Here is a 12,790-nt window from a genome sequence, read left to right as displayed (position 1 = left end):
CTCTAGTTGTTCAGATGGACCGGGAGGGAGTCGAGCCCGCGGATGATCGTGCTGTTGCGCCAGCGCAGGCCGGCCGGGTCGGTGGCGAGCCGCATGTCCGGGAACGCGTCGAGCAGCGCGTCGAACGCCATCCGCACCTCGACCCGGGCCAGCGGCGCGCCGAGGCAGTGGTGGATGCCGTGGCCGAAGGCGAGATGGCCGGCGGCCGGCCGGCGGACGTCCAGCGTGTGCGGATCGGGGAACCGGCGCGGGTCCCGGTTGGCCGAGGCGATGGCCAGCAGGACGAAGTCGCCGGCCGCGATCTCGGCGTCGCCGATCCGCAGCGATTCGGTGGCACACCGGAAGGTGGCGTGCTTGAGCGGGCTCTCCAACCGCAGGAACTCCTCGACCGCGTTGTCGAGCAGCGCCCGGTCGGCCCGCAGCGCCGTCCACTGGTCCCGGTGGAGCATCAGGTGCAGGGTGCCGTTGCCGAGGGCGTTCAAGGTGGTCTCGAACCCGGCGATGAACAGCAGGTAGGCGGTCGAGACGAGTTCGGTGTGGGTCAGCCGGTCGTCCACGTCGTGCGCCGCGACCAGCGCGGTGAGCACGTCGTCGGTGGTGGCGTGGCGTTTGCGTTCGACCAGGTCGCCGAGGTAGGCGGCCACCTCGGTCGCGGCGGTGGCCGCCGCCTCGGGGGAGTGGCCCGAGACGAGCGCCCGGGACCAGGACCGGAAGTTCTCCTGCTCCGCGACCGGCACGCCGAGCAGCAGGCAGATCACCCGGATCGGCAGCGGGAACGCGAAGGCGTCCAGCAGGTCCACCGTGTCGTGTCCGGCCAGGTCCGCGGTCAGTTCGTCGGTGGTCTGCTGGATCCGCGGCCGGAGCGCCTCGATGGCCCGCCGGGTGAAGGCCTTGCTGACCAGCTTGCGCAGCCGGGTGTGGTCCGGCGGATCGGTGTGCATCATGTGGCTGGCCAGGGCCGACGAGAAGCCACCGCGGTGGCTGCGGTCCGGGTCCTTCTGCGCGAACAGCCCGTCGATCCGGTGCAGGTCGGTGCTCAGCCGGGAATCGGCCAGCGCGGCCCGCACGGCGTCGTACCCGGTGATCAGCCAGACCGGCAGCCCGCCGATCAGCGGGACCCCGGGCGGCATCCGGACCCGGTGCGCCGGTCCCTCGGCGCGCAGCTTCTCGTACACCGCGTAGGGGTCCTGCACGAACGCCTCGTCCAGTTCGATCGGCACCAATAAATTGTTATCAACTGCCTCCGGGTCCGGCAATTCTGTTTATCAAAATCCCTAGTCACCGATTTGTGGCCGTGACTGCCGGAACGGGTTCCTGCTACCGTGTGTCGGTAGATGAATACATTGCGACTCGCGCAGGTAATGGCAGATGTCTTCGCCCGCTTCGGCGATCGGCCCGCCGTCGGTGAGCGCGCCCGGGAGTACGTGCGGGACGACCGCACCGGGCGGGTCTCGGCCCGGCTGCTGCCCCGCTTCGAGACGATCACCTATCGCGAACTGTGGGGCCGGGTCGGCGCCGTGGCGGCCGAGTGGCACCACCACCCGGAGCACCCTCTGGCCGCCGGGGATCGGGTGGCGCTGCTCGGCTTCACCAGCCGGGACTACGCGACTCTGAAGCTGACGTGCGGCTATCTCGGCGCGGTCAGCGTGCCGCTGCAGACCAGCGCGTCGCCGGCGAACCTGGCCGCCATCCTGTCTGAGACCGAGCCGGTCCTGCTCGCCACCGCCATCGATCGTCTGGACGTGGCGGCCGAGTTGGCCCGTGGGTCGTCCTCGATCCGCCGGGTGGTGGTGTTCGACTACGACCCGCGCGACGACGACCAGGCGGATCGGTTCGCCGCCGCCCGGGACGTCGGGGTGGTCGCCCTGTCCGATCTCCTCGACCTGGGCGCGACTCTGCCCGAGGCGCCGCCGTACGTGCCCGGTGACGATGAGGACCCGCTCGCCATGCTGGTATACACCTCGGGCAGCTCCGGCACGCCCAAGGGCGCGATGTATCCCGAGTGGCTGGCCCGGGTGATGTGGGAGGACCGGGCGCGGCGGACGCCGGACGGGGGTCTGAGCACTGTGCACTACATGCCGCTGAGCCACATCGGCGGCCACTTCACGCTGATGAACACCCTGGCCCGCGGTGGACTCAGCTGCTTCACCGCCGCCGCCGACCTGTCCACCCTGTTCGAGGACCTCGCGCTGGTCCGGCCGACCGAGGTGTCGCTGGTGCCGCGGGTCTGCGAGATGCTGCACCAGCGCTATCGGGGCGAGCCGGACGAGCGGGCCCGGGCCGAGGCTCTCGGCGGGCGGGTCACCTTCGCCACGTGCGGCTCCGCGCCGCTGTCGGCCGCGCTGACCGGCTTCATGGAAACGCTGCTCGGCGTCCCGCTGTACGACATGTACGGCTCCACCGAGGTGGCCGGCATCGCCGTCAACGGGATCCTGATGAACCCGCCGGTGCTCGACTACCGGCTGGTCGACGTGCCGGAACTCGGCTACTTCGGCACCGACGTCCCGCACCCGCGCGGCGAGCTGCTGCTACGGGCGACCGGCGTCCCCGGCTACTACCGGCATCCCGAGCTGACCGCGGAGCTGTTCGACGCGGACGGCTACTACCGGACCGGTGACATCGTCGCCGAGCTCGGCCCCCGCCGGATCGCCTTCGTGGACCGCCGTACCAGCGTGCTGAAGCTGTCCCAGGGCGAGTTCGTGGCCACCTCCCGGGTGGAATCGGTGCTCGGGGCCGGCCCGCTGGTGCGGCAGATCTTCGTCTACGGCGACAGCGAACGCTCCCACCTGCTGGCCGTCGTGGTGCCCACCCCGGAGGCGCTGGCCGCCCACGGGGACGACCCGGCCCGGCTGGACCAGTTGCTGGGCGAGTCGTTGCGGCGGGTGGCCCGGGACGCCGGCCTGAACTCCTACGAGATCCCGCGCGGGCAGCTGATCGAGACCGAGCCGTTCAGTCACCGCAACGGCCTGCTCTCGGACAATCGCAAGCTGCTGCGCCCCCGGCTGGTCGAGCGCTACCGGGCGGAGCTCGACCAGCTGTACGACCGGATCGCCGCCCGCGCGGAGCAGGAGCTGCTCGATCTGCGCCGGACCGGCGGTGACCGGCCGGCGCTGGAGACGGTCCAGCGGGCGGTGCGGGCGCTGCTCGGCGGTACGGCGGCCGAGATGCGCCCGGACACGTGCTTCCGGGACCTGGGCGGCGATTCGCTGTCGGCGGTGACCCTGGCCAACCTGCTGTACGACATCTTCGCCGTGCCGGTGCCGGTCGACGTCGTGCTGCGGCCCGGTCACGATCTACGGCAGCTGGCCGGGTTCATCGAGTCCAAACGCGATGGTACGACCGGACGGCCCACGTTCGGGTCGGTGCACGGAGCGGGCGCTGCCCAGGCGTACGCCCGGGATCTGACCCTCGATCGGTTCCTGGACGCCGGGATCCGCGAGACCGCCGCCCGACTCCCCGGCCCGGTCGGGGCGCCCCGCTGCGTTCTGCTCACCGGGGCGGCCGGCTACCTGGGCCGTTTCCTCGCCCTGGAGTGGCTGCGCCGGCTGGCCCCGGACGGCGGCCGGCTGATCGCCGTGGTCCGCGGCCGGGACGCCGAGGCCGCCGGGCAGCGACTGGCCGACGCCTTCGCGGGCGCCGATCCGGAACCGGAGGCGGCCAAGCACCTGGAGGTGGTGGCCGGCGACCTGGCCGAACCCCGGCTGGGCCTGGACGAGACGACCTGGGCCCGGCTGGCGTCCGAAGTGGATCTGATTGTGCATGCCGGCGCGCTGGTCAACCACCTGCTGCCGTACCCGCACCTGTTCGAGGCCAACGTGGCCGGGACCGCCGAGGTGATCCGGCTGGCCCTGACCACCCGGATCAAGCCGGTCACCTACGTCTCCAGCGTGGCCGTCGCCGCCGCTCCGCTCGCGGCCGGGACCGGGCCGCCGCTCGACGAGGACGCCGACGTGCGGGTCGCCCTGCCGGTGCAGCCGGTCGACGGCGGCTACGCGAGCGGGTACGCGACCAGCAAGTGGGCCGGCGAGGTGCTGCTGCGGGAGGCGCACGACCGGTTCGCGCTGCCGGTCACGGTCTTCCGGGCCAGCATGCTCCTGGCCCACCGTCGGTACGCCGGGCAACTGAACGCGGGCGACCTGTTCAGCCGCCTGGTGTTCAGCGTCCTCGCCACCGGGATGGCACCGGAGTCCTTCTATCAGCCCGGTCGCGCACACTACGACGGGCTGCCGGTCGACTTCACCGCGGCCGCGATCGTCGGTCTGGGTTCCGGCGCACCCGGATTCCGGACCCGGCACGTGGTGAACCCGCACGACGACGGCATCTCCCTGGACACCGTGGTGACGTGGCTGATCGAGGACGGCCGCCGCATCGAGCGGATCCCGGAGCACGCCGACTGGCTCGCCCGCGTCGAGGCCGCCCTGCGCGCGCTGCCCGAGACGCACCGGCAGCACTCGGTCCTGCCGCTGCTGCACGCCTTCCGCGAACCGGAGCCGGCGGTGCCCGGGTCGGCCCTGTCGTCGGAGCGTTTCCGGGCGGTGGCCGGGGAGATACCGCACCTGACCAGCGACCTCATCCGCCGGTACGCGACGGATCTGCACGATCGGACGGGCGGGCCGTGGACGAGGTGACCGAGGCGCGGGCGTTGCTGGAGGCGGCCGCCCGACGCCTCGGCGAGGGCGGCGACCGCTCCGACCCGGCCGGCGAGACACTGCTCTGCCTGATCGAGTGCGCCCTGGAGGCGGCGCGGGCGGTGACCGAACCGGGTGACACCCGGGCCCACCGGCAGGAGGCCCTGGCCGCCGCCCGGGCCGCCGTCACGTGCGCGTCCTACGCGGTCGCCACGAATGATCCGCCCGTGCGTCAGGAATCCTGACGCACGGTCGCCATTTCTGACCATTTTGCAATGATGTACATCAATGTTATTGACACTGATCAAAAGGCCGAGGAGAATGCCACGATGTCGACGACGGCGGCACCACGGAGCCACCAGATCCGTATCGTCCTCGGAGCCGTGCTCGGGCTGAGCACCGGATTCACCCCGGTCTACTTCAGCACCCTGGCGCTGTTCCTGGTGCCGATCACCGACGACTTCGGCTGGAACCGCACCCAACTTGCCTCGGCCGGCGCGCTGTCCCTGCTCGGCGCGGCCGTCGCCACCCTGCTGGTCGGCCGGGTGATCGCCCGGCTCGGTGCCCGCTGGACGGTGCTGGGCTCGGTCCTGCTGGTGTCGCTCGGCATGCTGCTGATGGCCGCGGCCCCCGCCCGCACCGAGTACTTCCTGATCCTGGCGCTGCTGATGGGCGCGGTGGCCGGCGGCTCATCGGCCGTCGCCTACCTGTCGCTGATGCCGCGCTACTTCGACCAGCGCCTCGGCCTGGCCCTGGGCATCACGATGACCGGTGTCGGTGTCGGCGCGTCGCTGATCCCGATCCTCACCGGCGCGCTGATCGCCGGCGGCGGCTGGCGCAACGCGTACGTCGTGCTCGCCGTCATCACCGCCACCGGTGGCCTGCTCAGCGTGGTGATCGGCTTCCCCAAGGGCACCGGCGGCCCGGAGCCGAAGGTGAAGGCGGCGCTGGCCGGCGCCGGGCGGACCGTGCGCGAGGCGATCCGCAGCGGCAAGTTCCTGCTGCTGTGGGGCGTGCTGTTCGTGGCCTACGCGCTCGGGCTGGGCTTCTCGGTCAACGCCGCCGCGTTCAGCCAGGACAACGGGCTCACCCTGCAGCAGGCGGCCGGCGCGGCCACCGCGGCCGGGCTCGGCCTGCTCGCCGGCCGGCTCACCGCCGGTCTGGTGATGGACCGGATCCACGCCGCCGTCGTCGGCGGGACCTTCATCGCGTTCGGCGCGTCGGGGTACGCGATCCTGGTCGTCCTTCCGGTGAGCCTGACCACGGTGACCATCTCGGCGGTGCTGGTCGGCCTGTCCATCGGCGGCGAGGGTGACCTGATGCCCTACCTGGCCCGGCGCTACTTCGGGTCCCGGCACTTCACCGGGGTGTTCGCCGTCCTGTATTCGGCCTACTTCATCGGCGGGCTGCTCGGCGCGATCGTCTTCTCGGCGACCTACGACCTGTTCGGCAGCTACGACCCGATCATCACCGTCGCCGCCCTGGGCGCGGTGCTCGCCGCCGTGGCGTTGCAGTTCGCCGGGCCGTACCGTTTCCCGGCCGGCGAGCCCGTCCCCGAAGTGGTCAAGCAGCCCGCCGCCGACCCGGCCGGTGCCTGACCGATGGGGTTCGACTTCCTCGTCGTCGGTGGCGGGACCGCGGGGTCGGTGCTGGCCCACCGACTGTCCGCCGACCCGGCAACCACCGTGCTGCTGCTGGAGGCCGGTCCGGACGAACGGCCCGCGGACATGGTCGTCCCGGGTCGCTGGCCGTTTCTGCTCGGCACCGAGGTCGACTGGCGGTTCAGCACCGTCCCGCAGCCGGGCTTGGGCGGGCGGGTGCTGTACTACCCGCTCGGCCGGGCGATCGGCGGGTCGAGCGCCATCAACGGCCTCACTCACCTGCGGGCCGCCCCGGCCAACTTCGACGCCTGGGCAGCCGCCGGGGCCAAGGGGTGGGGCGCGGCCGACCTGCTGCCGTACGTCGAGCGGGCCGAGGCGAAGTTCGCCCTGCCGAGGTCCGCGGGCACGTCCTTCGAGCACGCCGCCGTCGCCGCGATGCGTGCCGATCCCCGCCTGGAACAGGTCGCCTTCCACCAGATCGCCATGGCTGGGGGAGAGCGGCAGAGCGCGGCTGACGCGTACCTCGACTCCAGGACGCGCGACCGGTCCAACCTGACCATCCGGGCCGACACCCCGGTGCTGCGTCTCACCGTTGATCGAGGGCGCGTCACCGGGGTGGAAGTGCCCGCCGGCCGGATCGCCGCGAACCGCGAGGTGGTGCTGGCCGCCGGGGCCATCGGCTCGCCACACCTGCTGCTGCGCTCCGGCATCGGGCCGGCCGATCAGCTGCGCGCGCACCGGATCGAGGTGGTCGCCGACCGGTCCGCCGTCGGCGCCAACCTGCGCGACCACGTGCACAGCACGATCACCTTCGCGGCCGGCCGGGAACTGCCCACGACGGTTTACGGCGTGGCGTCGGTGTCGGCCACGGTGTCCCCGGACCAACCGGGCGAGCCGGCCCTGCAACTGATGGTGGCTCATCTGCCCTACCACCCGCCGGAGCTCACCGGACCGCCGGCCGGGTTCTCGATCGCGGTGGGCCTCATCACGCCGTACAGTCACGGCTCGGTCGAACTGGCGAGCGCCGACCCGGCGGCGGCGCCGCTGATCAACCCCGGCATGCTCACCGACCGCCGCGATGTGGCCCGGCTCCGGCACGGGCTGCGGATCGCCCGCGACGTGGCCCTGCGCCCGAGCCTGGACCCGTGGCGCGGCGACGAGGCGCTGCCCGGCGCCGGCGTGACCACCGACGCGGCCCTCGACGACTACGTCCCGGTCTCGGCGATGACCTACTTCCACCCGATCGGCACGTGCCGCCTCGGCACCGGCGACGACACGGTGGTCGGCCTCGACCTCCGCGTGCACGGCCTCGACGGGCTGCGGATCGCGGACGCCTCGGTGCTGCCGGGTCAGGTGTCGGCCAACACCAACGCCACCGTGCTGGCCGTCGCCGAACGCGCCGCCGACCTGATCACCGGCACGCAGCCGTAGGCGATCGATAAGAGCCGCGCGGCCGCGCGCCGGAGATCCTTGCATCGACGGGAATGTCTGATGTGGAGGAGCTCGGATGATGCGTACGCGGGGGATCGCGGTCGTGCTGGCGATGGTGACGGCCGGCGTCGGCGGGGTGGCGCCGGCACCGGCCGAAGCCGCCGTGCCGCGGTATCGGTATGTCGACCTGGGCGTGCTCGGCACACCGGCTGGCGGGACGGCGTCCTGACCGATCTCGGCGGGATCTCGGCGGCCGCGGTCATCGGTTCCGGCCCGGGCAGCGGCAGCGCGGCGGCGCGCTGACCGACCTCGGCACCCTGGGTGGGCCGGCGGGGTCCTCGTAGTCCGCAGCTTGGATCATCTTCTCAGCCACGGATACCTCCTCCTCGGCCTGTTCGACGGTACGCCCATCCGCTGCGTTCCGCAGACGACAGGTACTCGTCCCGGTTCGAGGCGGACTCTCGCCGATGCGAGGATTGTGGGCATGCGTCCACACGATTTTGGCCAGCGGCTGCCTTCTGGCGGGTGCACTTCATAGTCGCTTGATAGTTCAGTCGGCTGGTTTGGATCGGCGGTTCGTGATCGGGCGTCGTGGTACACCGGACTGCATTATGTTCGGTCTACGAGTGCGGGCGAACCATTCACCGAGAGTGACGCCAGCTGCTAGTGCGCACCCGATACCGCCAGCTGCGAGTAGCTGGTCGGCTCCGGCGAGCAGTTCGTCGTGGATAACGGAGTAGAGACCGCGGTAGAGCCTGAGACCGGGTAGTAACGGCGTGATGCCGGCGACCGCGATGACCAGTGGAGGGGTCAGCGCGCGGCGTGCCGTCAGGCCGCCGGCCAAACCGACCAGGGTCGCCGCGACCCCAGAGGAGATGACGGGACCAAACCCCGCTTGCTTGACAAGCAGAAAGCAGACGGTGCCGGCGGCGCCGCTGCAGGCCGCGGCGACGAGCGCACGTCGCTCGGCGTAGCAGGCGAGGGCGAATGCCATTGCCGCTACGGCACCGGCCGCGATCTTTACGGGGAGGTCGGTAATGTCGCGCCCGGAGGTGAAGGAAACCGGTGGCACGGTGACATCGATGAGATAGGCGATGCGTAGCGTGAGTGCGATGCCAGCGATGATGCCGCCCGTCATCATCAGTACCTCGAGCATGCGGGCCATCGCGGTGACAGGGGCGCCGGTGATCGCGTCCTGTACCGCTCCGACCAGTTGTAGGCCACTGAGCAGCACGGTGATTCCCGCAGCGATGATCAGGGTTGGGTTGACTTCGATCTGCAGCCGTGTGGCGAGGCTTGCCAGCACGATAGCCGGCACTGTCGCGATCGCGCCGCCTAGGACATGCTGAAAGAAGATCGGCAGGCCGTGACCGTCGAGAACGCGGTTGAGACGGTCTATCACCACGGTAGTGGCGAAACTGACGGCTGCGACGATCACTCCGGCGCCGAGCAGCGCCGCGATCGCGGTGGCCATGAGCGACCGGGCGACGGTGGCAATCCAGTCGCGATATGGGTGGGGTGTCGAGGTGGTGACGTCGAGCGCGGCACGCGCTTCGTCGAGAGGGACCATCCCGGTGCGCAGCCGGCGAGACAACCGATTCACAGCTGCCAAGCTGGTGAAGTTCAGGGAGCGGTCGTGCACGACACGCATGGCACTAGCCGGCGGTAACTCTGGACCACGGTCCGCCCAGATCCGGATGGCGTCGTAGGTGACGTCGATACTGCACTGCGACAGGCCATAGGTGGTAGCGATGAGCCGTACCGTTGTGGTGGTGTCTAGCACGCCGGTGCCCGACGCCAGAACCACCTCGCCGGCTCGTACCGCAAGGTCGAGCACCTCGGCGACTTGCGCGTCATCGGTGAGATCGATCGACGAAAGCGGCGTGGGGGCCTTGATGACCGTATTCACCGTCGTGTGCCGGTCAGCGGCCAACCGGTCGCCAGCTCCGAGGACGGCGGTCGGTCCGGTCCGTAGCCGTGACCACGACGCGCGTCGACACGACCCGACCCAGCGGTCGCCTGGCCTGCATCGGAAACACTAGGACCCATGGGCAAAGATTCAAACATTCGCTGCGTCATCGACGCGCACACCCCTGAGGGCAAGCTGGCTGCCGCCACTCGACCCTCGGATGTTGGGGCGGGTGGCGATCGCTGATTCGTGGCGACTCGAGGAGGATCGCTTACTTCTGACGTTGCGCAATGAAGTCGACACGGTCTCCCGCGGCTGGGTTCATCTGGCACCACCCGGTCCGCGTGAGCTGGGCAGACTCAGTGGTAGCGGGTCACCAGCGATCGTGGCGGTGTGGTTCGCATGGTGGTACCTCCGGCCCACTCAACGATCAAGGTCCTGAGCAGGCATATCGCGCCTAGCGATAATCTTCTTCATTAGTTTCGGTCGAACTGTCCTGCTCGCATGTGCCCCGTTGTGAGCCCGAGGTGAGCCGGGAGTGCATTGCCGTGACACCAGACGGGCGGTGTTAGCCGCCGCTTCAGGAGGCTTGTCCATCGGCGTCGGCCGAAATATCGGGTTTGTGTGGACTCTGCGCATGCAGATCTGCGGGAGGTCGGCGAAGCGCTCAAGCGTGCCGAGGGTGGCGGCCTGGGTGATGTGATGAGAGCGGCTGTGCAGATGACGGCGGCGTGCGCCCGGCGTGGGGTGGTCATTGATCCGACGTGGTAAACCGCCTCCCTGGACAGCGACCGCGCCCAATCGTAAGGCCAGGCGGGCGCGCGCGTTTGTTGGTCGGGGCCGCAGGGGGTGTCGCCGGCGGCACCGCATTGACGATTCTGTGGGGCTGGTGGCAGGCAGTCGGCTGCGGCCGGCGTGCCGAGTAGGACACCCAGCCACGGCCAGCGTGCCTCGGCCACCCGAGCCAGGGCGGTGGACGAGTCGCCGTCGATGGCAGTCGCTGCCTGCGAGGCCAACCAGGCGAGGATGGCGCCGACGGCGGCGGGGGCAGCGGTGCGGATCAGTGAAGATCAGGTAGTTGTGGGTCATTGGGGGTTCCTCTCCGGGTGTGCGGGGTGCGCCTGGTGTCGCGGCGGATGTATGCCTCATTCAGATATATTTTTCGGGTCTATGCCTTGGTGGGGTTTATGTCGGTTTAGCTCGGGGTGGTTGCTGCCGCCTGCCTGGTAGCCGAGGAACACCACCCCGGGTCCTGCCCTCCGGGGGTGGTGGTGCTCGTCCGTGACGGGGAAGGACACCAACACCGCGATGAACTATCAGAGCCACGAACACAAACCGGACCGACCGAGTGCACGCCGGGCGAGGTCACGATGGTGGGCTGTCGGACTGGCCGGCATGACCGGCCTGGCCCTCACCACCAGCCTCAGCATCAGCGGAGCGCCGGCTGTCGGCGCCGTCGACGGCACTCTCACCGTCGCCGACGACCGGCTGGGAAAGCCCAACCACGCCTCCCCCGACAACAAGGGCCACAAGGGCGGGGGAAAGAAGGACAAACGCAAGGGCACACCCGTCCCGTGTGACGCCGACGCATTGATCGCGGCGGTCACCCTCGCCAACGCCCGCGACGGCGCCGTCCTCGACCTCGCCAAAGACTGCACCTACCTACTCACCGCCAACATCGACGGCGCCGGCCTGCCCGCCATCACCACCCCGATCACGCTCAACGGCGGCAAACACACCACCATCAAACGCGCCGCCGCGGTCGATCAATTCAGAATCTTTACCGTCCAGAGCGGCGGCCACCTCACCCTCAACCACCTCACCATCACCGGCGGGGAGATAAACGCCGACGGCGGAGGGGCTCTTGTCATCTCCGGCGGAGCGCTGACCGCTAACCACAGCACCATCACCCGCAACGTCGCTAACGACGGTGGTGGTGTCGACAACTTTGGTGTCACCACTATTAATCACAGTACCGTCAGCCATAACAGCTCCCAGGGATTTGGTGGCGGCATTTCAAACTCTCAGGGAACATTAATTATCAACAATTCTCATATAGCCGCTAATACGTCCAGCGAAGGCGGCGGCGTAGTGAGCTTCGATATGGCTAATGCCGTAACGATAAAAAAGAGCGTGTTCGCCGACAATTTTTCCCGGGGAGGGAGCGGAGGCTTGGCTGTTAGAAGCGGAATCGGTCAAATCTCCGATACAAAGTTCACGAACAATCGTGCGAGTAACTTCGCTGGTGGAATCTATATCGACACGCCAGCCACTCTGCGGAACGTAGAGATCGTAAAAAACACGGCGTTAACGCGGATGGCCGGAGGGCTGTTTGTAGATATTAACGCGGCGGTCGTTGTCGAAAAAAGTTTGATCAAGGACAACCATACTGTCGCCGCCATCGGTGGCGGAGTGTACAATCCGGGTCAGCTGGTGATGCGAAAGACAAAGGTTATTGGCAACCGGGCCGACCAAGGCGGCGGAATCTACAACGATGCCAATGGTGCGCTCACACTTTTTTCGACCAAGATTGTAAAGAATATCGCCACCACCGACGGTGGCGGCATCTTCAACAATGGCGGCACGGTCGAGTTGAACACCGTCACTGGAACCACTGTGGTCAAGAACCGGCCGGACAACTGCTCTGGCGACGTACCCGGCTGCGCCGGATAGCAATCCGAGCACATCGGATCTACGAGGGGTCCCGTTTACGCCGCTGTCGGTGGGCGGGGCCCCTTCGTCGTTCCCGCACGATCAGCGCATCTCGGGCTTGTCGGCACCGGCCGCCTGGGCGATCCGATTAACCTGGTCCTTGATCGACTGGCCGCCGTTGGGGCGTAGCTCCTCCTGTAAGGCGTCAAGACGGCCCTCGATGCAGCCCGCCCGGCGCTCAACCCTGGGTAGCCGTTGGGCAGGGTGTCTGGCTGCACCTCGCCCGTCAATGCCCGCTTCTCTGCCGGTCTGGCCCGAGCCCGGCGGCTTCCTCCCCTTCGCCAACTCGATCGACAGTGACGAGCTCGGGTGGCTCACCGAAGGGAACCCCGACGAATGGCCACTGATCATTTTTGAGCTGTGGGACGATGAGGACTACTGGTAGCTGGCGGGGAAGGTGTTCTCCGGGATCGGATTGGGAGCTGCTGGACGCGGTGACCTGGAGGCGACGACCGCATCGTAACTGCTGGCCGCACACCGAACATCCCGCAACCACAATGCTGCCGGCC

The 12,790-nt window shown here is 69.1% G+C and carries 9 protein-coding genes and 1 pseudogene; 7 read left to right on the top strand and 3 right to left on the bottom strand.

The annotated features are described in order from the left end of the window. Nucleotides 1-2: 2 nt before the first annotated feature. The gene (locus SALPAC3_RS0109290) at nucleotides 3-1,220 is read right to left on the bottom strand and encodes a cytochrome P450 family protein (protein ID WP_018220966.1); all 1,218 of its coding nucleotides are present in this window, start codon (nucleotides 1,218-1,220) and stop codon (nucleotides 3-5) included. A gap of 114 nt (nucleotides 1,221-1,334) precedes the next feature. Here SALPAC3_RS0109290 and car point away from each other — a divergent pair, with 114 nt between their 5' ends. From car to SALPAC3_RS28305, 5 genes are all read left to right on the top strand, one after another. Next, complete coding sequence (gene car, locus SALPAC3_RS0109285; protein WP_232430485.1) at nucleotides 1,335-4,628, top strand: carboxylic acid reductase; 3,294 nt, start codon at nucleotides 1,335-1,337, stop codon at nucleotides 4,626-4,628. Continuing rightward, a complete protein-coding gene (locus tag SALPAC3_RS0109280; RefSeq protein WP_018220964.1) occupies nucleotides 4,616-4,873 on the top strand; it encodes a hypothetical protein in 258 nt (85 codons plus the stop codon). Before car ends, SALPAC3_RS0109280 begins: the two co-directional genes overlap by 13 nt. A 30-nt stretch (nucleotides 4,874-4,903) precedes the next feature. After that, entirely contained in the window at nucleotides 4,904-6,226 is a 1,323-nt protein-coding gene (locus SALPAC3_RS0109275) for an MFS transporter (RefSeq protein WP_018220963.1), read from the top strand. A gap of 3 nt (nucleotides 6,227-6,229) precedes the next feature. Continuing rightward, nucleotides 6,230-7,660 carry a GMC family oxidoreductase gene (locus SALPAC3_RS0109270; RefSeq protein WP_018220962.1) on the top strand — a complete coding sequence of 477 codons (1,431 nt, stop codon included), beginning with the start codon at nucleotides 6,230-6,232 and terminating at the stop codon, nucleotides 7,658-7,660. A 76-nt stretch (nucleotides 7,661-7,736) separates the two neighbouring features. After that, complete coding sequence (locus SALPAC3_RS28305; RefSeq protein ID WP_018220961.1) at nucleotides 7,737-7,889, top strand: hypothetical protein; 153 nt, start codon at nucleotides 7,737-7,739, stop codon at nucleotides 7,887-7,889. A 321-nt stretch (nucleotides 7,890-8,210) separates the two neighbouring features. On the opposite strand, the gene SALPAC3_RS0109260 is transcribed toward SALPAC3_RS28305, so the two are convergent. Next, nucleotides 8,211-9,569 carry a threonine/serine exporter family protein gene (locus SALPAC3_RS0109260; RefSeq protein WP_232430484.1) on the bottom strand — a complete coding sequence of 453 codons (1,359 nt, stop codon included), beginning with the start codon at nucleotides 9,567-9,569 and terminating at the stop codon, nucleotides 8,211-8,213. A gap of 881 nt (nucleotides 9,570-10,450) precedes the next feature. Continuing rightward, nucleotides 10,451-10,658 (bottom strand): annotated as a pseudogene (locus tag SALPAC3_RS28680) (hypothetical protein); the annotation flags it as partial. 192 nt (nucleotides 10,659-10,850) lie between these two features. Here SALPAC3_RS28680 and SALPAC3_RS0109255 point away from each other — a divergent pair. Together SALPAC3_RS0109255 and SALPAC3_RS26880 are read left to right on the top strand one after the other, a co-directional pair. Further along, the gene (locus tag SALPAC3_RS0109255; RefSeq protein WP_026185383.1) at nucleotides 10,851-12,242 is read left to right on the top strand and encodes a hypothetical protein; all 1,392 of its coding nucleotides are present in this window, start codon (nucleotides 10,851-10,853) and stop codon (nucleotides 12,240-12,242) included. A 268-nt stretch (nucleotides 12,243-12,510) separates the two neighbouring features. After that, nucleotides 12,511-12,666, top strand: coding sequence for a hypothetical protein (locus tag SALPAC3_RS26880; RefSeq protein ID WP_018220958.1), 156 nt, complete (start codon nucleotides 12,511-12,513; stop codon nucleotides 12,664-12,666). Nucleotides 12,667-12,790: the final 124 nt, after the last annotated feature.

It is taken from the genome of Salinispora pacifica DSM 45544 (genome assembly GCF_000378845.1).
GTDB classification, from domain to species: Bacteria; Actinomycetota; Actinomycetes; order Mycobacteriales; family Micromonosporaceae; genus Micromonospora; species Micromonospora pacifica.
This window is presented reverse-complemented; position numbering and strand designations above follow the sequence as displayed.

What these genes read in the sequence shown, in the direction of transcription:
- car (WP_232430485.1), top strand. Translation starts at nt 1,335, where the DNA reads ATGAATACATTGCGACTCGCGCAGGTAATGGCAGATGTCTTCGCCCGC.
- SALPAC3_RS28305 (WP_018220961.1), top strand. Translation starts at nt 7,737, where the DNA reads ATGATGCGTACGCGGGGGATCGCGGTCGTGCTGGCGATGGTGACGGCC.
- SALPAC3_RS26880 (WP_018220958.1), top strand. Translation starts at nt 12,511, where the DNA reads ATGCCCGCTTCTCTGCCGGTCTGGCCCGAGCCCGGCGGCTTCCTCCCC.
- SALPAC3_RS0109270 (WP_018220962.1), top strand. Translation starts at nt 6,230, where the DNA reads ATGGGGTTCGACTTCCTCGTCGTCGGTGGCGGGACCGCGGGGTCGGTG.
- SALPAC3_RS0109275 (WP_018220963.1), top strand. Translation starts at nt 4,904, where the DNA reads ATGATGTACATCAATGTTATTGACACTGATCAAAAGGCCGAGGAGAAT.